This window comes from Sphingomonas brevis (genome assembly GCF_023516505.1).
GTDB lineage: Bacteria > Pseudomonadota > Alphaproteobacteria > Sphingomonadales > Sphingomonadaceae > Sphingomicrobium > Sphingomicrobium breve.
In genome coordinates, this window is the sequence record NZ_JAMGBB010000001.1 from 791,626 (window position 1) to 816,687 (window position 25,062).

Sequence of the window (25,062 nt, forward strand, 5' to 3'; positions counted from 1 at the left end):
ATCGCCCATGGCCAAGCGTTCGTCCACCATCCCGAGCTACCGCCGCAAGCGCAAGGGCCGCGGCTTCTTCGGCTGGCTGTGGCGGATTATCCTTGGCCTGCTCCTGCTCAGCATCGCCTGGGTCGCGGCCTACCGATTCATTCCGCCACCGATTACCGCGACCATGCTTGGCGACTTCTTCGCCGGGCGAGGGGTCGCCAAGGACTGGATGAGCCTGGGCGAGATGGACCGTGATATGGTCCGTGCCGCGATTGCCGCCGAGGACGGAAAATTCTGCCAGCATTCGGGCTTCGATTGGGACGCAATCAGCGATGCCGCCCGGCGCAATGCCTCGGGCGGCCGGATCCGCGGCGGTTCGACGATCAGCCAGCAGACCGCCAAGAATGTCTTTCTGTGGCAGGGCGGCGGCTATGCCCGCAAAGGGGTTGAGGCCTACTTCACCTTCCTGATCGAGCATCTGTGGGGGAAGCGGCGGATCATGGAGGTCTATCTGAACGTCGCCGAAACCGGGATCGGCACCTATGGCGCCAATGCCGGGGCGGAGCGCTATTTCGGCCATGACGCCAGCGCCCTGTCGGCGACCGAAGCGGCTCGGATCGCGGCGATCCTGCCGCTGCCGAAGAAGCGTGGGGCGATTGCGCCCAAGGGCTTCACCCGCCGCTATGGCAACACCATTGCCGCGCGGATCGGCCAAGTCCGCCGCGACGGGCTCGATTCCTGCGTCTACGCCGGCTCGACCGTGCCCAAGGACAAGGCGCCGCCGCCGAGCAAGGCACCGCGCGAGCTGCCGGGCGAGGAATATGAAACGGCCACTCCGCCGCCGCCCGAAGCGACGGTCGACGAGACGCCAATCGAGCAGGCGCCGCTAACGTCCACGGAAAATGAGGTAGCGGCGACGCCCCAGCCTGAGGTCACTCAGCCGGTCGAAACCCCGCCGCCGGTGGAGGAACAGCAGCCGCCCGAGACCCCGTCTAACTAGCCGACGAGGGCAAGCCGGGGCGGTTCCAGGGCGCTGAGCTCGACAGCGCCATCGCCGAGGATCCGCGTCAGCCTTGCGGCGAGGTCCGCATCGAGGCTGAATTCACGGCCTAGCACCAGGCTGGCCTCCCTGCCCTCGCTGACCGGCACGACCGCGCGCACCAGGCCATTACCGCCCTTCGCCGCCGCCAATTCACGGGCGATCGCCGGGATCAGGGCGGCATCGGGGAGGTTGAGCGTCAGCTGCAGGCGCGATCGCTTGGCCAGGCTTTCGAGGGGCTGAAAGCGCTTGATCGCGACCCGGGGAGTTTCATCGCCGGGCCGGCGATCCAGCTCTACCGTCAGCAGGCCGCAGGCGCCCGACTTGGCGGCGCTTTCCAACGCCGCCGACGGCTCGTCGTCGAACACCATCGCTTCATACTGGCCTGAAGCGTCCGATATCGTCGCCATCAGGTAGCGGCGCCCCTTGGCCGACGTGCGCCACCGGGTGCTTTCGATGAGGCCGGCCATGGTTGCCGACGAGCGGCCCTCCGCCAGCGGGAGCCCGGACAGCTCGGCGAAGCTGCGGACCTTGTGCGCCGCAAGCAGGTGGCGTTGGGCATCGACCGGGTGGGCAGAGAAGTAAAAGCCGAACGCCTCGCGCTCCGCGGCCATCCTCTCGGCCAGGGTCCAGCGCACGTCGCGCGGCAGGCGGATCGGCGCCACGCCGCTGTCCGAGCCGCCGCCAAACAGTCCATGCTGGCCGCTGGTCCGCTGGCTATGGGCGGAAGCGGCGTAGGCGAGAATAGTTTCGGCCGCGGCAAACACCGACGGACGGTCCGGGTTGATCTTGTCGAACGCCCCGGCGGCGGCGAGGCTCTCCAGCTGGCGGCGATTGAGCAGCCGCGGATCGATCCGCTCGGCGAATTCGTCGAGAGAATTGAAGGCGCCGCGCCCATTCCGCTCGGCTACCAGCGCCTCCATCGCCTTTTCGCCGACACCCTTGAGCGCGCCCAATGCGTAGCGCACGCTCAGTCCCTTCGGGCCGTCCTCGACGCTGAACGCAGCCTCGGACGCATTGACGTCGGGTGGCAGGCACTCGATCCCGCTGCGTCTGATGTCCTCGACGAACAGCGCCAGCTTGTCGGTCTGGGCCATGTCGAAGCTCATCGAGGCGGCAAAGAATTCGGCCGGGTGATGCGCTTTCAGCCAGGCGGTCTGATAGGCCACCAGCGCATAGGCCGCGGCGTGGCTCTTGTTGAAACCATAGCCGGCGAACTTGTCGATCAAGTCGAATAGCTCATTGGCCTTGGCCGACTTGATATCGTTCTTCGCCGCGCCCTCGATAAAGCGCGCGCGCTGGGCATCCATCTCCGACTTGATCTTCTTGCCCATCGCCCGCCGCAGCAGGTCGGCCTCGCCGAGGCTGTAGCCGGCCAGCACCTGCGCGGCCTGCATGACCTGCTCCTGGTAGACGAAGATGCCGTAGGTTTCCTTGAGCACGCCTTCGAGCATCGGGTGCGGGTAGGCGATCGGCACGCGGCCATTCTTGCGGTCCCCGAACAGCGGGATGTTGTCCATCGGGCCGGGACGGTAGAGGGAAACGAGCGCGATGATGTCGCCGAAATTGGACGGGCGGACCTGGGCCAGCGTTCGCCGCATGCCCTCCGATTCCAGCTGGAACACGCCGACCGTGTCGCCACGCTGCAGCAGCTCGTAGACCGCCGGATCGTCCCACGCGAGCGCCAGGAAATCGACCTCGATCCCGCGCCGCGCCAGCAGCCGCTGACCCTCCTTCAAGACGGACAGGGTCTTCAACCCGAGGAAGTCGAACTTCACCAGGCCCGCGCCCTCGACATATTTCATGTCGAACTGGGTTACCGGCATGTCGGAACGCGGATCGCGGTAAAGCGGGACAAGCTCGCTGAGCGGCCGATCGCCGATCACCACGCCGGCGGCGTGGGTCGAGCTATGCCGTGGCAGGCCTTCCAGCTTCATCGCCAGGTCGAACAGCCGCTTCACTTCCGGGTCTGAGCGATACTCCTTCTCCAGCTCGGCAACGCCGTTGAGGCTGCGCTCCAACGTCCAGGGGTCGGTCGGGTGATTGGGAACAAGCTTGGCCAGCCGGTCGACCTGCCCGTAGCTCATCTGCAGGACGCGCCCGGTATCCTTGAGCACGGCGCGCGCTTTCAGCCGCCCGAAGGTGATGATCTGGGCCACCTTGTCGCGGCCGTACTTGCCCTGGACATAGGCGATCACCTTGTCGCGATGGGTTTCGCAGAAGTCGATGTCGAAGTCGGGCATCGACACGCGTTCCGGGTTCAGGAAGCGCTCGAACAGCAGGTTCAGTTCGATCGGATCGAGGTCGGTAATGGTCAGCGACCAGGCAACGACGCTGCCGGCGCCCGATCCGCGGCCCGGCCCGACCGGTATGTCGCTTGCCTTGGCCCATTGGATGAAGTCGGCGACGATCAGGAAATAGCCGGCGAAACCCATGCGGGTGATGACGTCGATCTCGAAGTCGAGCCGCTCGCGATAGTGGTCGAAGCAATCCCCAGCGCCGTTCGTGTCGAGCGAAGTCGAGACACGCTGCCCCTCGACTTCGCTCGGGGCGAACGCCCGTTTTTGCGCGAGCCTGCGCTCCAGACCTGCCCTCGCCTCACGCCGAAGCGTCTCGTCTTCGTCGTCGCTCAATCGTGGCAGGATCGGCCGGCGGTTCGGCGCGGCCACTGCGCAGCGCTGGGCGATGACGGATGTGTTGGCGATGGCCTCGGGCAGGTCGGCGAATATCTCCGCCATCATCGGGCCGGATTTCAGCCATGCCTCCGGGGACGACGTCCGCCGCTCGCTGTTCTCGACATAGGTCGACCCGGCGATGCACAGCATGGCATCGTGCGCCGCGTGGAAATGCGGTTCGGCATATTGAGCCGGATTGGTCGCGACCAGCGGCAGGTCCAATGCATAGGCGAGGTCGATCAGCGCGGCTTCAGCGGCGACCTCGACCGCATCGCCCCGCCGCGACAGCTCGACATAGAGCCGGTCGGGGAAAAGCCCCGTCAATCGCCGGGCATAGGTGACTGCCTTGTCCTGTTGTCCATCGGCGTACAGGCGAGCCAGTGCGCCCTCCCCGCCCGCCGTCAATGCGATCAGCCCTTCAGTCGCGCCATCGAGCAAGGTGAAGGGAACATGCGGGTCCTGCTCGATCGGGCGATCGAGATGCGCCGACGATACCAGCCGGCAGAGGTTGTCGTAGCCCGTTTCGTCCTGGGCCAGCAGCACCAGCCAGTCGATTGCGCCCGCCGGGCCGATCTCATCGGGCCGTGCGACCGCCAGCATTGCCCCGACAATCGGCTGCACGCCCTCGCCCATGCAGGCCTCGCCGAACGGCATGGCCGCATAGAGGCCATTGCGGTCGTTGAGGGCAATTGCCGGGAAGCCGAGCTTCTTGGCGTGCTTGGCGATCGCCTTGGGCTCGATCGCACCTTCGAGCATGGTGAAGCATGAAAAAACGCGAAGCGGAACGTATGGCGCGGACATTGTCGGCGACTATGGGGAATAAGCTGTTGAGTCGCCAGCGTCGGGCAGCGACTTATCCCCAGCATTCTGCCTTGGATGAGAAATGGCCGAAATGGGTGGAAAGCGGATATCGAAAACCGCTTCGATGGCTTCAACGCTTGGGGGCACCGCCGCCGGATTTGGCCGCCTTCTCCGGAACAAAGATCGACTCACACTGATCGAGTGAGGCTAGGAATTCCCTGCTAAGACCGTCCGGCTGAATGGGCTTCACCCCCAGTTCGTCGGCAATCTCCTTCGAAACAGGCATATTCCCTGCCCAAGTTCGATCTGCAGCAAGTGCCATCGCCAAATGGCGGTAAATCGTCCGCCGGTCGTCAATCGAAATCGGTCCGGCAAGTTCATAGCCCTTGAGGGGGAGCCACGCATCTGCCTCTTCATTGAGCCGTGCCGAATTGCCGTCGAGCTCATCGTAGAATTCAGCATATTTCTGGCGGGCTTTCGCCGGCACATAGGCAAAAATGGTGCCATCGCGAGAGTCCCAGGCGCTGCGATAGGGCGCCATAGTACCAGGTCCGTACGCGCTGATCTGCGGCAATGCTTGGCCGTCCTGCGCCTTCCGCACCCAGTTCAGCAGTTCCTTGATGCGCCGCATATTGCAGGCGCTTCCCCGGTTGCGGACCTCGTAGACGAAGAGGTTGAGGCCGATCTCATGGTCGATCGTCCGGCGAAACTCGCGCACCTCGGACCGCATCTGGAAACCTTCGGCAACCTGCTGTGCGCTGAGCGCGAGCAGGACGCCGAGCACGATGACGCCGACTTCGCCCGCGAAGACGCGCCAGCCATGCAACGGTTGTGGTAGCTGAAAGCGCATCCGGTCGGCCCCCAAGCGTTGCGGCAGCGTAACAGAAGAACTTTAGTTCTCAATGGGGGAAGCTGCCTGCCGCAGCTTCATCGTCCGGGTGCCGGTCGGATCAACCCCCCGGGCTAACCCGCTGCGCCACCTTCGCCTTGGGATGGTAGGTGAAATCGAAATTGGTCGACCAGGTCAGGCCATAGTCGGTCGATTGCTCGCCATGCTGCCGGACCGAGCCGTCGGCATTCTTCGAATAGGTCATGCGGATGATGGCGTCCTGGCCGGGCCCGTTCACGCCCTTCCAGTCACCGGTGAGAACCATCTTGCCGTCGACCAGCCCGCCGACGAAATCGACCCGCGAATTGGAGCTGTCGACCCAGGTCTGGCGCCAACGCCCGTCAACATAGCTGTTGAGGCTTCCGCCCGGTGTCCCTTTCAGCGGCATCCAATTTTCCCGGACCGCGCATCCGCCGTAGAGCTTTTCGATCAGGCTGGTTGCGACGACATTGGCCTTGCCGGTCGGCGTTACCGACCATTCGCCGACCCAGAAGTCGAACTGGCTATGCTCCGGCCCCGTACAGGCGGGCGGCGGAGGAGCAGGCGACGCTGCCTGGATCAGCAACAGTCCAACGATCGGTGCAAGCATGGCGAATTTCCCCCTTGACCATGACCCGGCCAGGCTTGTTCCTTCATGCACCGCTGGCAAGCGATTATCGACCGATGGCCGAACGGCCTAAAGCAACGCCTCGATATCGCGGGAAAGATCCTCGGGCTTGGCCTGGGGCGGATAGCGCTTCACCACCTTGCCGGCGCGATTGACGAGGAATTTGGTGAAGTTCCACTTGATCGCCTTGAAGCCGAGCAGGCCCGGTGCCTCGTCCTTCATGTATTGGTAGATCGGCGCGGCCTTGTCGCCATTGACGTCGATCTTGCCCATCACCGGGAAGCTGACGTCATAGGTCAGCTTGCAGAAATTGGCGATTTCCTCGGCATTTCCGGGCTCCTGCGAGCCGAACTGGTTGCAGGGGAAGCCGATGACGGAGAAACCTTTCTCCTCATATTTGCGCTGCAGCGCTTCCAGCCCCTCATATTGGGGAGTGAAGCCGCATTTCGAGGCGACGTTGACGATCAGCATCACCTCGCCCTTGTGGGAGCCGAGGTCGGTCGGCAACCCGTTCGGAGCGGTGACGGGAATGGTTGTTATCTCGGTGGACATAATTTCCTCCGTCATTGCGAGCGAAGCGAAGCAATCCAGCTGAATTGCCGCGTCGCTACGCTCCTCGCAATGACGAATTACTCCAAAACCCCCTCATGCAGCCTCACCACCCGGTCCATCTTGCTGGCAAGGCGCTCATTATGGGTCGCGACCAGGGCGGCGCTGCCCTCGCCGCGGACCAGCGCCAGGAATTCGCCCAGCACCCGGTCGGCCGTGGCCTCGTCGAGGTTGCCGGTCGGCTCGTCGGCCAGCACCAGCGGCGGGCGATTGGCGAGCGCGCGAGCGACCGCGACGCGCTGCTGCTCGCCGCCTGACAGCTTCGAAGGGCGATGATTGAGCCGCTGGCCGAGCCCCAGCTTATCCAGCAGCTGGGTTGCGCGCGCCCGGGCCGTGACAGCGTCGGCGCCATGGATGATCTGCGGCAGCAGCACATTTTCCAGCGCGTTGAAGTCGGGCAGCAGGTGATGAAATTGATAGACGAAGCCAAGCGTGTCGCGGCGGAGCGCGGTTCGGCCATTGTCGTCGAGCGAAGCTGCCTCTTCCCCGGCAATGCGGATCGAACCTTCGAAGCCGCCTTCCAGCAGGCCGACGGCCTGCAGCAGGGTCGATTTGCCCGAGCCGGATGGCCCGAGAAGCGCAACGATTTCACCGGGTTGGACTTCGAGATTGACGTCCCGTAGCACATCGATTGTGACCCCGCCCTGGGTGAAGCTGCGCTTCAGCCCGCGGGTTGCCAGTACCGCCTCACTCATAGCGCAGCACCTGCACCGGATCGGTGTTGGCGGCGCCGCGCGCCGGGAACAGGGTCGCGAAATAGGTCAACACCAGCGTCACGGCGACGATTGCCGCGACCTCGAACGGGTCAGTCCTCGATGGCAGCTCGGTCAGGAAGCGGACCGAGGGGTCCCAGATATTCTGCCCGGTCACCAGCTGGATGAAGTTCACCACGCCCTGGCGAAAGAAGAGGAAAACCGCGCCGAGAATGGCTCCGATGACAATTCCGATCATCCCGATGCTGAGGCCCACGGTCATGAAGATCTTGAGCATCGAGCCGCGACTGGCGCCCATGGTCCTTAAAATGGCGATGTCGCGCGTCTTGGCGCGGACCAGCATGATCAGCGACGAGGCGATGTTGAACGCCGCCACCAGGATGATGATGCACAGCACCACGAACATCGCGATCCGCTCGACCTCCAGCGCCTCGAACAGCGCCGAGTTCATCTTCTTCCAGTCGACGATGACGCCCCTGCCCTGGATCAGCGGCTGGAGCGGGGCAAGCACCTGACCGACCTTATCGGGATTATCGACCTGCACCTCGACCATGCCGACCTGGTCGCCGAGCAGCAGTAGCGTCTGCGCGTCCTGCATCGGCATGATGACGAATGCCTGGTCATATTCGTAGATGCCGACCTCGAAGATGGCGCCAACCGTGTAAGTAACGATCCGCGGGACCGTGCCGACCGGAGTCGAGCGGCCTTCGGGGCTGATCAACGAGATTTCCGCGCCCGGATAGGCGCCCAAGGCCTCCGCCAGCCGGGCCCCGATCGCCACTCGCCCGCTACCCGGCGTAATCGACTTGAGATCGCCCGAAATTACCTTGTCGTTGAGGATCGGATTGGTGCGGATGTCCTCTACGGTGTTGCCGCGGACCAGCACGCCTTCGACCCGGCCATTGGCCGACGCCATCAGCGGCTGCTCGATCAGCGGCGTGGCCGACGTGACCCCCGGCGTCTTGCGGGCGGCATCGACGATTTCCTCCCAATTTGGCAGGCGGCCCTCATAGCCCTGGATGATGGCATGCCCGTTGAGGCCGACGATCTTGTCGAACAGCTCGGCGCGAAAACCGTTCATCACGCTCATGACGATGATCAGCGCGGCGACGCCGAGGGCAACCGCCCCGATCGAGAAGCCGGCCACGACGAAGATGAAGCGCTCGCCCTTGACCGGGACGAGGTATCGCTTGGCGATCATCTTTTCATGGGCGTTTAATATCATGCAGTTAGCCGATCTAGCGCAGAGTCGATCGAAAGTTCCTGCTTCTCGCCGGTTGCCCTGTTCTTGAGTTCGACCAACCCCTGGGCCAGCCCGCGCGGGCCGATGATCAGCTGCCAGGGTAATCCGATCAAATCCATCGAGCCAAGCTTTACGCCGCCCCGCTCGTCGCGGTCGTCATAAAGCACCTCGACCCCGGCCAGGGTCAGCCTGTCGTAAATGTCTTCGGCCGCCGCAATTGACGCCTCGTCGTCGCCGCGCATCGTGACCAGTCCGACCTTCCACGGTGCCACCGCTTCGGGCCAGACTATGCCATTGTCGTCGTGGCTGGCCTCGATGATCGCGCCGACCAGGCGCGAGACGCCGACGCCGTAACTGCCCATCTCCGGCGTCACCATCGCCCCGTCGGGACCTGACACCTTGAGGCCCATCGACGCCGAATATTTGGTGCCGAAGTAGAAGATATGCCCGACCTCGATGCCGCGGCCCTGCCGCTGCCGGTCTGCAGCCACCTCGCTCCAGCGGGCCGGATCGTGGGTCTCGTCGGTCGCCGAATAGGTCGAACTCACCTGATTGAAGAGCGCCTCGAGGCCCTTGGCATCGTCATAGGCAAGGCTGGCCTGGGCCCAGTCGAACTCCTCGAATGCGGCATCGTAGAATACTTCGCTCTCGCCGGTCGGGGCGAGCACGATGAATTCATGGCTGAGGTCGCCGCCGATCGGCCCCGAAGCGGCCTTCATCGGCACGGCGCGAATGCCCATCCGCTGGAAAGTGCGCAGATAGGCCAGCAACTGCTTGTAATAGCTGAGTCGGGCGCCCGCTTCGTCAAGATCGAAGCTGTATGCGTCCTTCATCAGGAATTCGCGGCCGCGCATCACGCCAAACCGCGGGCGGACCTCGTCCCGGAACTTCCACTGGATGTGGTAGAGGGTGCGCGGCAGGTCGCGATAGCTTTTCGCGCCTTCCTTGAAGATGTCGGTGATCATCTCCTCGTTGGTCGGGCCGTAGAGCATTTCGCGATCATGCCGGTCCTTGAGGCGCAGCATCTCCGGTCCATAGGCGTCGTAGCGGCCCGACTGGCGCCACAGGTCGGCCGACTGCAGGGTCGGCATCAGCATCTCGATGGCGCCGGCGCGATCCTGCTCCTCGCGCACGATCTGCTCGATCTTCTGCAGCACTCGCCAGCCGATCGGCAGCCAGGCGTAAATGCCGGCGGCAGTCTGACGGACCAGCCCCGCGCGCAGCATCAGCTTGTGGCTGACGATCTGCGCATCCGAAGGGCTTTCCTTCAGAACCGGGAGGAAGCAGCGGGAGAGACGCAAGGGAGAGGACTTTCTGGCTATTCGGCAGGATATTTCCGGGCAGTCCTAGAGAGGCGGTTGCTGCAACGCAATGATCCCAGACGCTGTGGCGCGATGGTCACAGCTTGATGGAGAATGTGTCCGCCATGCGCGAATCGGCGTGACAAGCGCCGATATTCGAGCCTAGCCAATGCCCCACGGACGTGGTCGTCAGGCCGGAAGTCCGGGGAGGAGCCGACGCCGGTCAGGGGGCCGAGGCGCTTCGAAACTTCCAAGGGGGCTGACGAGCAATCGTCACGCAAGGACGCCCGGGACTAGCGCCCGGGCGTTTTTGTTTTTGCCGGATTTGCCGCATGATCGCCATCTCGCGCCGTCGCGCGCCCGGCGCGACGTACTCAGATGCTCCCCCGGACATGCAGCGCGCCGATTTTAATGCTCGCATGTCCCCCGGACATGCTGCGCGTGAAAATGGTAGCGGAGGAGGGACTTGAACCCCCGACACGCGGATTATGATTCCGCTGCTCTAACCAGCTGAGCTACTCCGCCCCAAGGTCAGCGGTCTCGCTGACCGCATCACTGACTTAAAAGGCCTTGCCCGATGGGGGCGTGGCGGGCCTATAAGAGCCACGTATCTGGGCGTCAACACGGGGTGGAACCCGCCACCCCTCCCCTCGTTCAAGGGCGAGGAACTGGAGGCCTGTAGTTCGATGGAACCACTAACACCGCTCGACACGCTTTGCCGCATCATTCTCCGCGCGAAGGAATATGAAGCGCAGGTTCCAACCGACTATGACGGCGGCGAGGCCCCCGAGAACGTCGATGACGAGGGAAGCGGCGAGGCCTTGTCGGTGCTCGACGACTCGATCAATACCAGTGTCGAGGAAGAGCTGATCGCCTCGCTGGAGGATCTGGCCGACGACCAGCAGGCCGAGCTGCTTGCCTTCGCCTGGGTCGGCCAGGGTACTTATGACGCCGCCGACTGGGACGAAGCGTTCGAGGCGGCGTCCGAAGAAGCCAATATCGTCGAAGAGTTGATGGACATGCCGATGCTTGCGTCAGTGCTGGAAGCCGGGTTGGCGGCGTTCGACCTCAGCTGCGACGGAATCGGCGACCTCAGCTAGCCCCGGAACCGGTAGCTTCCGAGCGTTTCCCACGGCCCGCCTAGATAGCGATGCACCGATAGGCCCGCGATGCCGAGCGGCCGCGGCCGGAAATCAGTGTTCAATCGATCCAGCAACGCCTTCGCGTTCCTCGCGGCAACCTTGTTCTGTATCGTGACGTGCGGGCGCCATCCGCCAGCGTCCGGACCGGTGAGCAAGCCATGGAAATGATCCGCAATGGCTTCGCGAACTGCTTCCAACTCTTCGCTCACGACGCGAAAGGCAACGCCGGTGCTAAGGTTCATCAGGCCTGCGATCGTCGCCCTCGGAGGAAGTTCGGCGGCGTGCATCGAGAGCTGTTGCCTGACCTCATCGATAGCTGATGGCGGCAAGCCCTGGAACATCGTCAGATGGACCGGAACCCGATTATGCTCGGCGGGGTAATGGGCGCGCCTCAACCCTTCCAGCCATGCGAAATCGTCTGCGGTGAAGTCGGCAGTGACGATCAGCGGGCCGGACACCCGACTATATCTCGACTTGCGAGCCCAACTCGACGACGCGGTTGGTCGGCAGCTTGAAGAATTCCATCGCGCTTTCCGCGTTGCGCAGCATCCATGCGAACAGCTTTTCGCGCCAGATCGCCATGCCCGGGCGGGCGGAGGCGATCAGCGTCTGGCGGGCGAGGAAGAAGCTGGTGTCCATCATCTTGAACTGCGGGCCGCATTTCTTGACCTGTGCCAGGGCTGCCGGAACGTCGATTTCCTCCATGAAACCATAGCGAAGGATGATGCGGAAAAAGCCCGCGCCATAATCCTTGGTTTCGATCCGGCGTTCCCCGGCGACAAAGGGCACGTCCTCGATCCTGACCGTCAGCAGCATCACCCGCTCGTGCAGCACCTTGTTGTGCTTGAGGTTGTGCAGCAGGGCATGGGGCACGCCGGTCATCGACGTCGTCATGAAGACGGCGGTACCTGGGACGCGGGCGGCACTGGTGGCCGCGGACTTGATAAACACCTCGATCGGCAGGCTGGCTTCGGCCATCCGGTCGATCATCAGCTTGCGGCCCTTGGCCCAGGTGGTGAGGAAGGTGAAGGCGATGGCGCCGACCAGCAGCGGGAACCAGCCGCCGGCGGGAACCTTCAGCAGGTTGGCGCTGAAGTAGAGGATGTCGATGGTGGCAAAGATCACCAGCAGCGGGAATGCCTTCCACGCCGGCCACTTCCACAGGTTGAACAGCACCACCGAGATCAAGACCGTATCGATCGCCATCGCGCCGGTGACGGCGATGCCATAGGCCGCGGCCAGGTTTGACGACGACTGGAACGTCAGCACGAGCAAGATGACCATGATCATCAGCGCCCAGTTGACCACCGGGATGTAGATTTGTCCGGCGGCATGTTCGCTGGTGTGGGTGATGCGCAGGCGGGGAATGAAGCCCAGTTGGATCGCCTGCTGGGTGACCGAAAAGGCGCCCGAGATGACCGCCTGGCTCGCGATGATTGTCGCCAGCGTCGCTAGAATGACGAGCGGCAGGCGGAACTGGTCAGGAGCGAGGAAGAAGAAAGGATTCTTGACCGTTTCCATCGCCTGTTCAGCGGGCAGCGAGAGCAGCAAAGCTCCCTGTCCCATATAGTTGATCAGCAGCGCCGGCATGACGAAGACCAGCCAGCTGAACTTGATCGGGCGGCGCCCGAAATGGCCCATGTCGGCATAGAGCGCCTCGGCGCCGGTTACGGCGAGAACCACGCTGCCCATGGCGATGAATGCCCTGAGCGGCTCCGAGATATAGAATTCGATCGCATTCCATGGATTGAACATCTCGACGAAGACCGCCGGATGCTTGACGATGTGCATGCCGCCCAGAACCGCAATGGTGACGAAATAGACCAGCATGATCGGGCCGAACAAAAGGCCGACCTTGGCGGTGCCGCGCGCTTGAATGGCGAATAAGCCGACCAGGATGCCGATCGCGGTCGGCACGACGTACGGCTCGAAACCCGCCTGGACGGTGGTCAGGCCCTCGACCGCGGAGAGAACGGAGATTGCCGGGGTGATCATGCTGTCGCCGTAGAACAAGGCGGTGGCGAACACGCCGAGCATGACGATGCCCAGCGTCCATTTCTTTTTTTCGCCTTCCGCCGCGGTGCGGTTGATCAGCGCCAGCAAGGCGAGGCTGCCGCCCTCCCCCTTGTTGTCTGCGCGCATGATGATCGTCACATATTTGAGAGCGACGATGATCAGCATCGACCAGAAGATCAGGCTGAGCACGCCATAGATGTGAAGCGTGTCCGGAACGAGCTGATGATGCACCGAGAACGTCTCGCGAAAGGCGTAGATCGGCGACGTGCCGATATCGCCAAAGACGATACCGATCGCCCCCACCATCAGCTTGGGGAGCGAACCTTGGGCGTGTCCGTGACCCTGGATTTGGTCGCCGGTGGCGATCTCTGCGGTACCGGCGGGGGTAATGCTCATACTCTGTAAAGGCCCTCACGGCGCTCAGGCGCGGCGCGCCGCCCTAGCACCGGCAAAAAGACGCTGCAATCGCGCCAAGCCGGGGCTATAGGGCCGCAACTTTCCCAATTTGGAGCGAACCCATCATGCGCGTCGGAGTGCCGAAAGAAATCAAAGTCCATGAATATCGCGTCGGCCTGACGCCCGCTTCGGTGGCCGAACTGGTCGCGCATGGCCATGAGGTATTTGTCGAGACCAAGGCGGGCAGCGGCATCGACTGCCCCGACAAGGCCTATGAAAAGGCCGGAGCAACGATCCTGCCGACCGCCGCCGACGTCTTCGCCAAGAGCGACATGATCGTAAAGGTGAAGGAACCGCAGCTGCCCGAAATCGAGCTGCTCGAGCCTCGGCACATATTGTTCACCTATCTCCACCTTGCCGCCGACAAGCCGCAGGCGGAAGGGCTGATGAAATCGGGCGCGACCTGCATCGCCTATGAAACGGTGACCTCGCGCAGCGGTGCGCTGCCCCTGCTCAAGCCGATGTCGGAAGTTGCCGGCCGGATGTCGGTCCAGGTTGGCGCCCACTATCTCGAAAAGGAACCCGGCGGACGCGGCGTCCTGCTGGGTGGCGTCCCAGGCGTCGCGCCGGCCAAGGTCGCGATCCTCGGCGGCGGCGTCTCCGGCGTCAACGCTGCGCAGATGGCCGTCGGCATGCGCGCCGATGTCACCATCTACGACATTTCCAACGAGCGCCTGGCCGAGCTCGACATGTTCTTCGGTTCGCAGATCAAGACCGCCTATGCCTCGCGCGATGCGATTGCCCGCGCGGTTGACGAGGCCGAGCTGGTGATTGGCGCGGTGCTTGTGCCAGGCGCGGCGGCCCCGAAGCTGGTCACACGCGAAATGCTGAAGACGATGAAGCGCGGTAGCGTGCTGGTCGACATTGCCATCGACCAGGGCGGCTGCTTCGAAACCAGCCATCCGACGACCCATTCCGACCCCGTGTTCGAGGTCGACGGCGTCATTCATTATTGCGTTGCGAACATGCCGGGCGCGGTTGCCCGGACCAGCGCGTTCGCGCTCAACAATGCGACGTTGCCGTTTGCGCTCAGGATCGCCAACCTCGGTGCCGAGGAAGCGATGCGGCAGGACCCGCATCTTGCCAACGGCCTCAACGTCTCGGGCGGCAAGATCCGCCACGAAGCGGTCGCCGAGGCGCTCGATCTTCCTTACGAGCCGGCCTGAGCCGATTTGGGGGGCGCCGGTACGGCCGGCGCTCCCGCCTTCATCAAGAGAATTCCATCCTCGATCATCGGCCGCCAGCTGGCGTCAGCCGGCGCGTCTGCAAGGATAGCCTGCCACAGCCGGATCGCTTCCGGAGGGTTGCCCGATCGCGCTTCGGCCAGGCCAAGGAAGAAGCGCGGTGCCGGATAGCCAGGGGCCAACTCAATCGCACGCTGGAATGCAAAGCGTGCCGCCGGCGACAGTGTCCGGCTATGGTCGGTCAGCGCGTTGCCCAGCCCGACCCACAGGCGATAGTCGTACGGATGGCGCCTGACCTGGGCCCTGAGCAGATTAGCCGCATCCTCGGTCTTGCCGCGCGACGCCAGTGATTCGGACATGCTCACCCATGCGTCCGCGGCGTCGAACTGGCCCATCAAGGCATGGCGTGCGCCGGTCAGCGGCAACGGTGGAGTATGCCCCGCGGCAGCCCGAGGGACGCCGTCCAGATCAGGCCTTCCCTGCATCGCATAGCCGGCGCAACCAAAGGCGATTGCCGCAGCCGCCAGGGTCAGCAACGATCCGCGCAACCTAAGCAGCCAGAAGAACCCTATCGCCAACAGCGCAATCAGTCCGAGCCAGGTGAAACCCATCACCGGCCCCTCCTGACAAGCCGCTTGCGCAACAGCCATGCTCCAGCAAGCAACAGCATCAGGGGTGCGGCCCACAATGGCCAAGTCAGCGGTTCGATCGGCGGGCGGTAGCTGACCCAATCGCCGTAACGCTCAATCAGCCATGAGCGAACCTGTTCTGGCCGCTCACCCGCGGCAATTCGCTGGCGAACCAATGCGCGCATGTCGCCGGCTAGTTCGGCATTGCTGTCCGCAATGGACTGACCCTGGCAAACCAGGCAGCGGAGCTCCTCCATCAACGCCTTTGCCTGGGCTTCTTGGCGCGCGTCCGGCAGCTGCTCGTTGGCCCAGCGCGCTGGCGGCAAGCTGGAGTCGGCCAAGGCAGGCGCGGCGCAAATAAGCAAAAGCGGAAGCAGGCGCTTCACTTGGCCGCCTCCCATTGCGCTAGCAACTTCGGCACGTCGGCGGGCTCGATCGGCCCCATATGCTGGTAGCGGATGATGCCGCGACCATCGACAATGAAGGTCTCGGGGACACCGGACGATCCCAGCGCAAGCTGCGCCTTGCTTTCCGGATCTGCGCCAATGCGCTGGAACGGGTCGCCGCGCACGGCCAGGAACTCGGCCACGTCCTCGGGCTTGTCGCGTACCGCGATGGCATCAATCGCCGCGCCCTTGGCATTTAGCTCGGCCAGCAGCGGCGCTTCGGCGATGCAGGGCACGCACCAGCTGGCGAAAACATTGACCATGCGCGGTCGGCCCGACGCCAGGTCGGATGACGCCAGGCCCGGCTTGCCTGAGACAGCGGGGGACAATGCGAAACTAGGGACTGGCTGGCCAAGCATCTTTGACGTGATTTTTTCGTCAGCCGGACTGCTCAGCCGCCAGGATACCGCGCCGACGAACGCGGCCAGAATGAGCAAGGGCAGGAAGCGCAGTATCCGGCTCATGCGTATGACTCCGCTCGGTAGAAACCGTCCGACCGCCGACGCCGGAACAAGCGCCCCGCAAGGGCCATTGTACCGCCCAACGCAATCAATACGCCGCCCAGCCAGATCAGCGTGACGAATGGCTTCCACCAAAGGCGGAGCTGCCAGCGGCCTTCTCCCGCTTCGTCACCCAGCACCGCATAAAGCTGGCCATTCCAGCTGGTGGCGATTGCCGCTTCGTTGGTGGTAGTCGGCGGCTCCGAGAAGAACCGGCTTTGCGGTTTCAGCACCGTAACGCCGGACCCGCGTGAGGCACGGAGCTCAGCCTCCAAAGCAGTCCAATTGGGTCCGGCAAGGGGGCCGACTTCCCGAAATTCGACCAGCCACGGTCCGACCGCGACCCGATCGCCGGGCCGCGCAACCGCCAGCTTCTCCTGGGTGAAGGCGCTGTCGGAAGCCATGCCGACGATCGCCACTCCAACCCCCAAATGAGCTAAGACCATGCCCCAGATCGCCAGCGGGGTGCGGCGCAGCGAACGACCCAACAATGGCAGCAGGCTCGCAAGGATGAGCGCCCCGCCGAGGGCGAGTCCGAGCCGGGGCAGGATTCCAATTTGCGGTGCGAGCAAAATGCTGGCGAGCAGCACTGCTAGCGCGGCCATCACTCCCGGCGCGATGCGTGGCAGGACGGGCTTGGCGTCACGCCGCCATTTGAGCTGGGGGCCGATCAGCATCAGGGCCGCAAGACACAGCGCCAGCGGGCTGGCGACGCTGTTGAAATATGGCGGTCCGACCGACAGCTTCTCCCCGGAGAGAGCTTCGGCAATAAGCGGATAAAGCGTACCGACAAAGACGATTCCGAGGATCACCGACAGCAGCAGATTATTGGCTACCAGCCCTCCTTCGCGGCTGACGATTTCGAACGGCGCACCTTCCTTCACATGAGCGATGCGCACGGCAAACAGCAGCAGCGCCGCGCCGATATAGAGCGCCAGCAAGGCAAGAATGAAGGTGCCGCGCAGAGGGTCTACCGCGAAGGCGTGGACCGAGGTCAGGATGCCCGAACGGACAAGAAAAGTGCCGATCATCGACATTGAAAAGGCGACCAGCGCCAGCATCATGGTCCAGGCCCTCAGGCCGCCCCGGGCCGCCAGGACATTGACGCTGTGAAGTAGTGCCGTGGCGGCCAGCCATGGCATCAGCGAGGCATTTTCGACCGGATCCCAGAACCACCAGCCGCCCCAGCCCAACTCATAATAGGCCCAATAGCTGCCGGCGGTTATGCCGAGGGTCAGTAATATCCAGGCGGCGAGTACCCAAGGCCGCATCGCCCTGGCAATTGCCGGACCTACATTTCCGCGGATCAGGCCGGCGACGGCGAGGCTGAAGGCCACCGACAGGCCGACATAGCCGAGGTAAAGCGTCGGCGGATGGAAGGCCAGGCCGGGATCCTGGAGCAGTGGGTTGAGCCCGCGGCCATCGAGCGGTGCAGGATCAAGCCGCTCGAACGGGTTGGACGCAAGTAGCAGGAAAGCGAAAAAGCCGAGTGCGAGCGCGGCCTGGGCTCCGAGCGCGGCGCCCAACGTTTGCTGGTCGAGACGCCGCTCGAAAAGGGCGACCACTGCCCCGGCGAGGGCCAGAACGGTGACCCAAAGGAGCATTGAGCCCTCATGGTTCCCCCAGGCGCCGGCAAATTTGTAGAGCCAGGGCTTCTGGCTGTGGCTGTTCTCCGCGACCAGCAAGACGCTCATGTCGCTGCGCAGGAACAGTCCGATCAGCGCTGCGAAGGCGATGATGGTGAGGAACCCCTGCCCCAATGCGACGGCACGAACGGTGCGGATCGACCTCCCGTCCTCGCCGCCCAGTCCGCAAGCCAGCGCGAGTTGCAGGGCCGCCAGCGCGGCCGCCAGCCACAGAGCGGCAAGACCCGCCTCGGCAATCATGACGAAAACTCGTCACCCCGGACTTGATCCGGGGTCCGCCTGCCTTCGACCGGCTCAAGAAAAAGCAGATCCCGGGTCAAGCCCGGGATGACGGAGGGGGGGGTCATTGAGCCACTGCTTCGTTTGCCATTTGCGGTGGCATGTAGCGCTCGTCATGCTTGGCAAGAATATTGTCGGCAACGAACAGCCCGTCAGGCTGGAGACGGCCTTCGGCGACCACGCCGCTGCCCTCCTTGAACAGGTTGGGCGCGATCCCGCGGAAGACGACGGGCGTTACCGCCTTCATGTCGCTGACGTCGAAGCGAAGGGTAAGGCCGTCGGAATCGCGCTTGAGAGAGCCCTTGACCACCATGCCCCCCAGCCGCATCGCCTTGTCCGGGGCGGCCTTTCCGGCAACGATGTCGGACGGGGTGGCGAAATATGCGGCGCGATCCTTCAAGCCCCACATCGCCAGCAATACCGCGCCGACCAGGGCAGCGGCGGCAAGGACGATCAGGATCAGGCGCTGATGCTTGGGACGGACGATCATCGGCGCTTGGCCGCCTCCGCGTCCCCCTCTGCCTTTCGCATCGCCAAATAGGACGAGGCGACGAGCCCGATCGTTGCCACGCCGGCCACGGCATATGCCGCGATGACAAAGGCCCATTGGTTCATTCGGCCGCACTCCGGCGCAACCGCGCTTCGAGCTTGGAGCGCGCGAGATCGGCGCGCATCAGCATCAACGCCACCGCCGCGAAAATGGCGGTAAAGCCGACCATGGTCAGCGGTAGCGGCCAAAGCAGTTCGGGAGCGATCGACGAACCTTGCGTAATGCTGATCGACTGGCCCTGGTGAAGCGTCCGCCACCAGAGGACCGAATAATGGATGATCGGCAGGTTCACGGCGCCGACCATGCCAAACAGCGCGGCCATGCGCCCGTCCCCGCCCCGCTCCCGCTCAGCCGATGAAAGGGCAATATAGCCGAGGTAGAGGAAGAAGAGGATCAACATCGACGTCAGGCGCCCGTCCCACTCCCACCAGGTGCCCCAGGTCGGGCGTCCCCAGATCGACCCGGTGGCCAGGCACAGCGCGGCGAAGGTCGCGCCGGCGGGCGCGACGGCCCTGCCTGCAATCGCGGCAAGCGGATGGCGCCAGACCAGCTGGCTGATCGAGGCGGCGGCGATCGAGGCCCACCCCGCCATCCCGAGCCATGCGGCCGGAACATGGATGTAAAGGATGCGCACCGTCTCGCCCTGCAGATAGTCGGGCGGCGTGACGGCCAGGCCGCCACCCACACCGGCCAGCAGCAGAAACACGCCAATGCCCAGCAGCCAGGCCGTGGCAGGCCGGGCGATCTTAAGGAAGCGGGCGGGGTTGGCGTAACCGTGCATGGTAGCTGGCCTGCGACGTAGCGGACCCCTGCCCTTCCTTCAATTGGCCTGGAGTGCCTAGCGGCGCCCGATCAGCTTCTGCGCCATGGCGTCGGCGACGCAGGCGGGATCCTGGTCGGTCGCGGCGCTTTCCGCCCAGATCTGCTCGAGCCGGCCGGGGATGGCCTCGATCCGCGAGCGCACAAGATCGGGTCCGCCGTCACCCAGATATTCGGTCGACACGTTGATGATGCCGCCGGCGTTGATGACATAATCCGGAGCGTAGAGGATGCCGCGTGCCTGCAGCCGGCGCCCATCCGCAGCCGTTGCCAGCTGGTTGTTCGCGCCGCCAGCGATGATCGGGGCATTGAGCCGGCCAATCGTATGCTCGGTCAGGATCGCACCAAGCGCGCAAGGACTGACGACATCGGCCTCGACGTAAAGAACGTCGTCCGGCGCAACCACGGTGCCACCGGTTTCCGCTGCAAGCTTTTCCGCGCGGGCGCGGTCGACGTCAGCAATCGATAGCCGGGCGCCTTCAGCCGCTGCCTGGCGGGCAACACCCCCGGCGACGCTACCGGCCCCTTGCAGCGCGATATGCAGGCCGTTGAGGCTGTCCTTGCCAAGCGCGCGCTTCACCGCGGCCTTGATGCCGAGGAAAACGCCGAGCGAGGTGTGAGGCCCCGGATCGCCGCCAACCGCGCCGCCCGCCACCGGCAGGCCGGCGACGAACCTGGTCTGCTGCGAGATTGCGATCATGTCGCTGACCGACATTCCGACGTCCTCGGCGGTCACATATTTGCCGCCAAGCGAATTCACTGCCTGGCCGAAGGCCGCCAGCATCTCCGGAGTCTTGGTTCGGGTCTGGTTGGCCAGGACGACTGCCTTGCCACCGCCAAGAGGCAATCCTGCCATGGCATTCTTGTAGCTCATGCCGCGGGACAGACGCAGCGCGTCGGTCAGCGCTTCGGCATCGTCGGCATAGTGCCATAACCGCGTACCGCCCGCCGCCGGCCCAAGGTGGGTCGAGTGCATGGCGATGATTGCGCGAAGTCCGCTCTTTTCATCGGTGACAAAATGCAGCGCTTCATGCGCATCGAAATCGGGATAGCCCCAAGGGGTGTTCATGGATCGCCTAACCGCCTGTCCGGCAATGAAAAACTGGGGCGATCGACGGGACTTGAACCCGCGACCCTCGGTACCACAAACCGATGCTCTAACCAACTGAGCTACGATCGCCATGAAGCGTCTTTGAAGGGACGCGCGGGCTCCTTAAGGAAGCACCTTCAGCTTGGCAAGCAATAGCAAGGGAGAGGCGCATGGCCAACGCGACGATGACGAAATTCGGCTACCCGGGCAGCTTGATCCGCGAATTTGACCATTGGGTGGTCTTGCTGCGCCCCGCGCAGGTGACCCTGGGCTCATTGGTGCTGGCAGCCAAGGGCGAGGCCACCGCTTTTGGCGACCTGCCTTCTGGCGCACATGCCGAGCTGGCCGCGATCACTGGTCAAATTGAGGCCACCTTGAAAGCCGAGATCCAGTATGAGCGGATCAACTATCTGATGCTGATGATGGTCGACCCACAAGTCCACTTCCACGTCTTCCCACGCTATGAGGGGTCGCGCTCCATTGAAGCAGCAACCGTCGAAGATTGTGGCTGGCCAGGACCGCCGGACCTGAAGTCCGCGGTTGCATTGACGCCGCCGGCTTTGGACTTGGTTCGCGATCGGTTGATGCAAAACTGGTTAACAATCTATTAACTGTCTTTATATTTCAGTGCTATGTTAGTGCTTGCGCGAGCGTAACAAGCAGAGCATCCCTCCCTCGGGGAGAACTGATGACGATTCGACGAGCCCGCTCGCCGGCGGAGACCGGCGTGAATCTGCGCGACACTTTGTTGAAGGCGGGATTGGCCTCCAAATTTGTCGACCTGTTTATCGAGATGCCGCACAAGGTCGTGCATGTCGAAACGCGCCGCCCATTCCGCGAGCCGGGAGTGAGCCGGGACGAGGTCATGCTGGTCCGCTCGGGCATCCTGGCCAAATTCAAATCAGACGGCAGCGGCCGCCGCCAGATCGTCGCGCTGCGGTTCCCTGGCGAGGGCATATTACCGCATGAGGGCGTGGCCGATTATGGCATCCAGGCCATAGTCCGCAGCGAAATTTTGGTTGGAAAGGCCGAAGATTTCGACGCGATTGTCGACGCCAATCCGGAAGTTGCACGCTTTTTCTGGAAGCTGATCCAGCGCCAAAACGCCATCGGTTACGAATGGCTGGTAAATACCGGAAGGCGCGACTCCACGGCACGGGTCGCGCATTTGCTGTGCGAGACCGCCGCGCGGCTGGGCATCGACGTCCGGCAACAGCCGATGGTCAATCCATTCACCCAGCAGCAGGTCGCCGACATTACCGGCCAGACGTCGGTCAACGTCAACCGCGTATTCGCCGACCTTGAGCGGCAAGGCCTGATCAAGCGTCGCGGGCGCGAGATATTGTTTACGGATTGGAACGAGTTGCGGCGGGTCGCCGGATTCCAGCCTGGCTATCTGCAGTAGCGCAAACTTGTGCGGGTGATCGCTTCGCGATGCCCCTGCTCGCCGTCCTGCGCCGCCATGCCCCCGGCATGGCTTGCTCGAACGCCCCCCGGAAGCTCGCTTGCAAGGCATGGTGGGCGCGACAGGGATTGAACCTGTGACCCCACCCGTGTGAAGGGTGTGCTCTACCGCTGAGCTACGCGCCCATGCCCAAAAACCTGCCTGGAGAGACAGGAAGCGACGCCGTTAGATGAGGGTGTCGCGGCTGTCCAGACCGATTACTGAACGGCGTCCTTGAGCACCTTGCCCGGCCTAAATTTGGGCTGTGAGGTCGCCTTGATCTGCATCGGTTCTCCGGTTCGCGGATTCCGCCCGGTCGATGCCTTGCGCCGAGTCACCGAGAAATTGCCGAACCCGACAAGCCGGACTTCATCTCCCCGCTTGAGGGTCGAGGTAATGACCTCGAGCATGGTTTCGACCGCTCGGCTCGCATCGTTGCGGGAGAGTCCGGCGCGGTCCGCAACATGGCCGATGAGTTCCTGCTTGTTCATGTCCAAACTCCCAGGATGGGCGCTGCGAGACTCGCGAGCCCGAAGATCGGCCAACTTAAGGCAATTTCTGGCCGTTAAGTCAAAGCCCTTAGTGACGAACCGCAGGTCCTTCCCCACCAACGGCTGGATGCACAACCGGCTCGGTAGCCTGCTCGTCGGCATCCGTCCATTCGATCGGAACCATTGGTTGGGTCAGCGCACGAGCCAACGCTTCATCGACATGGCTGACGGGAATGATCTCCAGGGCCTCTTTCACCGATGAAGGAATCTCGGCCAGATCCTTTTCATTTTCGGCCGGGATCAGCACAGTGCGAATGCCGCCGCGCAGCGCCGCGAGCAGTTTCTCCTTAAGGCCGCCGATCGGGAGAACCCGACCACGAAGCGTCACCTCGCCCGTCATGGCGATATCGCGCCGGACGGGGATGGCCGTAAGGGTAGAAATCATCGCCGTTACCATGCCGATACCGGCGGAGGGGCCATCCTTTGGCACCGCACCTTCGGGCAAGTGGACGTGAATGTCCTTGCGCGCGAAGATCGAAGGCTTGACGCCGTAGGTGGGCGAGCGCGCCTTGACGAAGCTCATCGCGGTCTGGATCGACTCCGTCATCACTTCGCCAAGCTTGCCGGTCGTGCGGATCTGGCCCTTTCCGGGCACGGTTACCGCCTCGATCGTCAGCAACTCGCCCCCAACCTCGGTCCAGGCGAGTCCGGTCACGGCGCCGATCTGATCCTCTTCCTCTCCGACCCCGTAGCGGAAGCGGCGAACGCCAAGATAATCGCCAACATTCTCGGCGGTCAGGGTTACCGTTTCGGTCTTCTTTTCGAGAATCTGCCGCAGCGACTTGCGAGCAATCTTGGCCAATTCCCGTTCAAGCGTACGGACACCGGCCTCGCGGGTATAATGACGGATCATCGCGCGGAGGCCTTCGTCAGCGAACACCAGTTCGCCGTCCTTCAATCCGTGAGCCTCGATCTGCTTGGGGATGAGATGGCGCTTGGCAATCTCTACTTTCTCGTCCTCGGTATAACCCTCGAGCCGGATGATCTCCATGCGGTCGAGCAACGGCTGCGGCATGTCGAGCGAGTTGGCGGTCGTGACAAACATCACGTCGCTAAGATCGTAATCCAGCTCCAGATAATGGTCCTGGAAGCGGCTGTTCTGCTCGGGATCCAGCACTTCGAGTAGTGCCGAAGCGGGATCGCCGCGGAAATCCTGGCCAAGCTTGTCAATTTCGTCGAGCAGGAACAGCGGGTTGCTGGTGCCTGCCTTCTTCAGGTTGGCGATGATTTTGCCCGGCAGCGAGCCGATATAGGTCCGCCGGTGACCGCGGATCTCGGCTTCGTCCCGAACGCCGCCGAGCGACTGGCGAGCGAACTCGCGGCCCGTCGCGCGGGCGATCGAGCGGCCAAGCGAGGTCTTGCCGACGCCGGGAGGTCCAACCAGGCAAAGGATCGGCCCCTTGAGCCGGTTGGTGCGAGCCTGGACCGCCAGATATTCGACGATCCGGTCCTTGACCTTCTCCAGCCCGTAATGGTCCTCGTCGAGCACCCGTTGCGCCTCGGCAATATCCCGCTTCAGTCGCGATTTCTTTCCCCAGGGCAGGCCGAGCAGCACGTCGAGATAGTTGCGGGCGACCGTCGCCTCGGCGCTCATCGGTGCCATCCCGCGCAGCTTCTTCAGTTCGGCGTTTGCGCGGTTCCGGGCCTCCTTGCTGAGCCGGGTCTTGCGAATCTTGGAGGCTAGTTCGTTGAGCTCGTCCCCGCCCTCTTCGGCTTCATTGCCGAGTTCGCGCTGGATCGCCTTCAGCTGTTCGTTCAAATAATATTCGCGCTGGGTCTTCTCCATCTGCCGCTTGACCCGGCTGCGGATCTTCTTTTCGACCTGAAGGACGCCAAGCTCGCCTTCCATGAAGGCAAACACCATCTCCAGCCGTCGGGCGGGGTTGAGCTCGCCGAGCAGTGCCTGCTTGTCGGCAACCTTTATCGACAGGTTGGAAGCGACCGCATCGGCCAGGATCGAAGGCTCTTCGATCTCGCCGAGCTGCATCGACGTTTCCGCCGGAAGACGCTTGTTGAGCTTGGCATAATTGTCGAACTGATCGATCACCGAGCGCATCAGCGCCGCTGCTTCGGGACCCTCCGCCGCCTCTTCGTCGACCATCTCGACTTCGGCCAGCTGATGCCCTTCGCCGTCGCTCAGATTGACCAGCCGGGCGCGCTGCGCGCCTTCAACCAGCACCCGGACCGTACCGTCAGGCAATTTCAGGAGCTGCATCGCCGTCGCAATGACGCCCAGGTCATAGAGCGCGTCGCGGTCCGGATCGTCCTCGGAGGGATCGAGCTGGGCGACCAGGAACAGCTCCTTGTCGGCCGCCATCGCGGCCTCGAGAGCGGCGACGGATTTTTCGCGGCCGACGAACAGCGGCACGATACGGTGAGGAAAGACGACGATGTCGCGAAGGGGAAGAACCGGAAGAGTACGAGTTGTCATGTCCGATATATGGGCGGCGCCTT

At 63.5% G+C, this 25,062-nt stretch carries 23 protein-coding genes, 3 tRNA genes and 1 pseudogene; 5 read left to right on the forward strand and 22 right to left on the reverse strand.

Annotated features, from left to right (window positions below; translation table 11 throughout):
• Positions 1-7: 7 nt before the first annotated feature.
• Positions 8-724, forward strand: a pseudogene (mtgA, locus tag LZ518_RS04120) (monofunctional biosynthetic peptidoglycan transglycosylase); the annotation flags it as partial.
• Between the two features lie 251 nt (positions 725-975).
• On the opposite strand, the gene dnaE reads toward mtgA, so the two are convergent.
• The 8 genes from dnaE to LZ518_RS04160 form a co-directional block, all read right to left on the reverse strand.
• Positions 976-4,494: a DNA polymerase III subunit alpha gene (gene dnaE / locus LZ518_RS04125; protein ID WP_249914759.1), complete on the reverse strand. Its 3,519-nt coding sequence runs from the start codon at positions 4,492-4,494 to the stop codon at positions 976-978.
• A gap of 130 nt (positions 4,495-4,624) precedes the next feature.
• Entirely contained in the window at positions 4,625-5,344 is a 720-nt protein-coding gene (locus LZ518_RS04130; RefSeq protein WP_249914760.1) for a hypothetical protein, read from the reverse strand.
• A gap of 100 nt (positions 5,345-5,444) precedes the next feature.
• Positions 5,445-5,972: a hypothetical protein gene (locus LZ518_RS04135; protein ID WP_249914761.1), complete on the reverse strand. Its 528-nt coding sequence runs from the start codon at positions 5,970-5,972 to the stop codon at positions 5,445-5,447.
• Between the two features lie 87 nt (positions 5,973-6,059).
• Complete coding sequence (locus LZ518_RS04140; RefSeq protein WP_249914762.1) at positions 6,060-6,542, reverse strand: glutathione peroxidase; 483 nt, start codon at positions 6,540-6,542, stop codon at positions 6,060-6,062.
• A gap of 77 nt (positions 6,543-6,619) precedes the next feature.
• A complete protein-coding gene (locus LZ518_RS04145; RefSeq protein ID WP_249914763.1) occupies positions 6,620-7,294 on the reverse strand; it encodes an ABC transporter ATP-binding protein in 675 nt (224 codons plus the stop codon).
• Positions 7,287-8,537 carry a lipoprotein-releasing ABC transporter permease subunit gene (locus LZ518_RS04150; RefSeq protein WP_249914764.1) on the reverse strand — a complete coding sequence of 417 codons (1,251 nt, stop codon included), beginning with the start codon at positions 8,535-8,537 and terminating at the stop codon, positions 7,287-7,289. Before LZ518_RS04150 ends, LZ518_RS04145 begins: the two co-directional genes overlap by 8 nt.
• Entirely contained in the window at positions 8,534-9,856 is a 1,323-nt protein-coding gene (proS, locus tag LZ518_RS04155; RefSeq protein ID WP_249914765.1) for a proline--tRNA ligase, read from the reverse strand. Before proS ends, LZ518_RS04150 begins: the two co-directional genes overlap by 4 nt.
• A 448-nt stretch (positions 9,857-10,304) precedes the next feature.
• Positions 10,305-10,381: transfer RNA gene (locus tag LZ518_RS04160), tRNA-Met, on the reverse strand.
• Positions 10,382-10,542: 161 nt separating this feature from the next.
• On the opposite strand from LZ518_RS04160, the gene LZ518_RS04165 reads away from it, so the two are divergent.
• Positions 10,543-10,956: a DUF3775 domain-containing protein gene (locus tag LZ518_RS04165; protein ID WP_249914766.1), complete on the forward strand. Its 414-nt coding sequence runs from the start codon at positions 10,543-10,545 to the stop codon at positions 10,954-10,956.
• On the opposite strand, the gene LZ518_RS04170 is transcribed toward LZ518_RS04165, so the two are convergent.
• Positions 10,953-11,456, reverse strand: a complete 504-nt coding sequence (locus LZ518_RS04170) for a 2'-5' RNA ligase family protein (RefSeq protein WP_249914767.1) — start codon at positions 11,454-11,456, stop codon at positions 10,953-10,955. The genes LZ518_RS04165 and LZ518_RS04170 overlap by 4 nt on opposite strands.
• 4 nt (positions 11,457-11,460) lie before the next feature.
• Entirely contained in the window at positions 11,461-13,410 is a 1,950-nt protein-coding gene (locus LZ518_RS04175; protein WP_249914768.1) for a potassium transporter Kup, read from the reverse strand.
• A 125-nt stretch (positions 13,411-13,535) separates the two neighbouring features.
• Here LZ518_RS04175 and ald point away from each other — a divergent pair, with 125 nt between their 5' ends.
• Positions 13,536-14,636, forward strand: a complete 1,101-nt coding sequence (gene ald / locus LZ518_RS04180; RefSeq protein ID WP_249914769.1) for an alanine dehydrogenase — start codon at positions 13,536-13,538, stop codon at positions 14,634-14,636.
• Here the strand turns inward: ald and LZ518_RS04185 are convergent.
• The 9 genes from LZ518_RS04185 to LZ518_RS04220 all read right to left on the reverse strand — a co-directional run bounded on the left by LZ518_RS04185 (position 14,621) and on the right by LZ518_RS04220 (position 20,703).
• Positions 14,621-15,268 (reverse strand): tetratricopeptide repeat protein, encoded by a 648-nt coding sequence (locus LZ518_RS04185; RefSeq protein ID WP_249914770.1) that lies wholly within the window; start codon positions 15,266-15,268, stop codon positions 14,621-14,623. The two genes, ald and LZ518_RS04185, sit on opposite strands and share 16 nt — an antisense overlap.
• A complete protein-coding gene (locus LZ518_RS04190; protein ID WP_249914771.1) occupies positions 15,265-15,669 on the reverse strand; it encodes a cytochrome c-type biogenesis protein in 405 nt (134 codons plus the stop codon). The genes LZ518_RS04185 and LZ518_RS04190 overlap by 4 nt, the downstream gene beginning before the upstream one ends.
• Positions 15,666-16,193, reverse strand: coding sequence for a redoxin family protein (locus tag LZ518_RS04195; RefSeq protein ID WP_249914772.1), 528 nt, complete (start codon positions 16,191-16,193; stop codon positions 15,666-15,668). Before LZ518_RS04195 ends, LZ518_RS04190 begins: the two co-directional genes overlap by 4 nt.
• Positions 16,190-18,115: a heme lyase CcmF/NrfE family subunit gene (locus tag LZ518_RS04200; RefSeq protein ID WP_249914773.1), complete on the reverse strand. Its 1,926-nt coding sequence runs from the start codon at positions 18,113-18,115 to the stop codon at positions 16,190-16,192. The genes LZ518_RS04195 and LZ518_RS04200 overlap by 4 nt, the downstream gene beginning before the upstream one ends.
• Before the next feature lie 103 nt (positions 18,116-18,218).
• On the reverse strand, positions 18,219-18,644 hold the full coding sequence (gene ccmE, locus LZ518_RS04205; RefSeq protein WP_249914774.1) for a cytochrome c maturation protein CcmE: 426 nt from the start codon (positions 18,642-18,644) through the stop codon (positions 18,219-18,221).
• Entirely contained in the window at positions 18,641-18,769 is a 129-nt protein-coding gene (locus tag LZ518_RS13380; protein ID WP_283938153.1) for a hypothetical protein, read from the reverse strand. Before LZ518_RS13380 ends, ccmE begins: the two co-directional genes overlap by 4 nt.
• Positions 18,766-19,485 carry a heme ABC transporter permease CcmC gene (gene ccmC / locus LZ518_RS04210; RefSeq protein WP_249914775.1) on the reverse strand — a complete coding sequence of 240 codons (720 nt, stop codon included), beginning with the start codon at positions 19,483-19,485 and terminating at the stop codon, positions 18,766-18,768. The genes LZ518_RS13380 and ccmC overlap by 4 nt, the downstream gene beginning before the upstream one ends.
• A gap of 57 nt (positions 19,486-19,542) precedes the next feature.
• Positions 19,543-20,592 (reverse strand): Glu/Leu/Phe/Val family dehydrogenase, encoded by a 1,050-nt coding sequence (locus tag LZ518_RS04215; RefSeq protein WP_249914776.1) that lies wholly within the window; start codon positions 20,590-20,592, stop codon positions 19,543-19,545.
• Between the two features lie 34 nt (positions 20,593-20,626).
• Positions 20,627-20,703 (reverse strand) — tRNA-His (locus tag LZ518_RS04220).
• Positions 20,704-20,783: 80 nt separating this feature from the next.
• Here LZ518_RS04220 and LZ518_RS04225 point away from each other — a divergent pair.
• Both LZ518_RS04225 and LZ518_RS04230 read left to right on the forward strand, forming a co-directional pair.
• Positions 20,784-21,224: an HIT family protein gene (locus tag LZ518_RS04225; RefSeq protein ID WP_249914777.1), complete on the forward strand. Its 441-nt coding sequence runs from the start codon at positions 20,784-20,786 to the stop codon at positions 21,222-21,224.
• Between the two features lie 77 nt (positions 21,225-21,301).
• Positions 21,302-22,018, forward strand: a complete 717-nt coding sequence (locus tag LZ518_RS04230) for a Crp/Fnr family transcriptional regulator (protein ID WP_249914778.1) — start codon at positions 21,302-21,304, stop codon at positions 22,016-22,018.
• A 110-nt stretch (positions 22,019-22,128) separates the two neighbouring features.
• On the opposite strand, the gene LZ518_RS04235 is transcribed toward LZ518_RS04230, so the two are convergent.
• From LZ518_RS04235 to lon, 3 genes are all read right to left on the reverse strand, one after another.
• Positions 22,129-22,203, reverse strand: a tRNA-Val gene (locus tag LZ518_RS04235).
• 72 nt (positions 22,204-22,275) lie between these two features.
• Positions 22,276-22,548 (reverse strand): HU family DNA-binding protein, encoded by a 273-nt coding sequence (locus LZ518_RS04240; protein WP_119530479.1) that lies wholly within the window; start codon positions 22,546-22,548, stop codon positions 22,276-22,278.
• Positions 22,549-22,636: 88 nt separating this feature from the next.
• Entirely contained in the window at positions 22,637-25,039 is a 2,403-nt protein-coding gene (gene lon, locus LZ518_RS04245) for an endopeptidase La (protein WP_249914779.1), read from the reverse strand.
• Positions 25,040-25,062 lie beyond the last annotated feature (23 nt).

Excerpts from the sequence above, each read along its gene's own strand:
- LZ518_RS04145 (WP_249914763.1), bottom strand. The coding sequence starts at position 7,294 with ATGAGTGAGGCGGTACTGGCAACCCGCGGGCTGAAGCGCAGCTTCACC.
- LZ518_RS04225 (WP_249914777.1), top strand. The coding sequence starts at position 20,784 with ATGGCCAACGCGACGATGACGAAATTCGGCTACCCGGGCAGCTTGATC.
- LZ518_RS04165 (WP_249914766.1), top strand. The coding sequence starts at position 10,543 with ATGGAACCACTAACACCGCTCGACACGCTTTGCCGCATCATTCTCCGC.
- LZ518_RS04140 (WP_249914762.1), bottom strand. The coding sequence starts at position 6,542 with ATGTCCACCGAGATAACAACCATTCCCGTCACCGCTCCGAACGGGTTG.
- LZ518_RS04130 (WP_249914760.1), bottom strand. The coding sequence starts at position 5,344 with ATGCGCTTTCAGCTACCACAACCGTTGCATGGCTGGCGCGTCTTCGCG.
- LZ518_RS04215 (WP_249914776.1), bottom strand. The coding sequence starts at position 20,592 with ATGAACACCCCTTGGGGCTATCCCGATTTCGATGCGCATGAAGCGCTG.
- LZ518_RS04175 (WP_249914768.1), bottom strand. The coding sequence starts at position 13,410 with ATGAGCATTACCCCCGCCGGTACCGCAGAGATCGCCACCGGCGACCAA.
- LZ518_RS04195 (WP_249914772.1), bottom strand. The coding sequence starts at position 16,193 with ATGAGCCGGATACTGCGCTTCCTGCCCTTGCTCATTCTGGCCGCGTTC.
- ald (WP_249914769.1), top strand. The coding sequence starts at position 13,536 with ATGCGCGTCGGAGTGCCGAAAGAAATCAAAGTCCATGAATATCGCGTC.
- LZ518_RS04240 (WP_119530479.1), bottom strand. The coding sequence starts at position 22,548 with ATGAACAAGCAGGAACTCATCGGCCATGTTGCGGACCGCGCCGGACTC.
- LZ518_RS13380 (WP_283938153.1), bottom strand. The coding sequence starts at position 18,769 with ATGAACCAATGGGCCTTTGTCATCGCGGCATATGCCGTGGCCGGCGTG.
- LZ518_RS04230 (WP_249914778.1), top strand. The coding sequence starts at position 21,302 with ATGACGATTCGACGAGCCCGCTCGCCGGCGGAGACCGGCGTGAATCTG.
- dnaE (WP_249914759.1), bottom strand. The coding sequence starts at position 4,494 with ATGTCCGCGCCATACGTTCCGCTTCGCGTTTTTTCATGCTTCACCATG.
- lon (WP_249914779.1), bottom strand. The coding sequence starts at position 25,039 with ATGACAACTCGTACTCTTCCGGTTCTTCCCCTTCGCGACATCGTCGTC.
- ccmE (WP_249914774.1), bottom strand. The coding sequence starts at position 18,644 with ATGATCGTCCGTCCCAAGCATCAGCGCCTGATCCTGATCGTCCTTGCC.
- LZ518_RS04150 (WP_249914764.1), bottom strand. The coding sequence starts at position 8,537 with ATGATATTAAACGCCCATGAAAAGATGATCGCCAAGCGATACCTCGTC.
- LZ518_RS04135 (WP_249914761.1), bottom strand. The coding sequence starts at position 5,972 with ATGCTTGCACCGATCGTTGGACTGTTGCTGATCCAGGCAGCGTCGCCT.
- ccmC (WP_249914775.1), bottom strand. The coding sequence starts at position 19,485 with ATGCACGGTTACGCCAACCCCGCCCGCTTCCTTAAGATCGCCCGGCCT.
- LZ518_RS04200 (WP_249914773.1), bottom strand. The coding sequence starts at position 18,115 with ATGATTGCCGAGGCGGGTCTTGCCGCTCTGTGGCTGGCGGCCGCGCTG.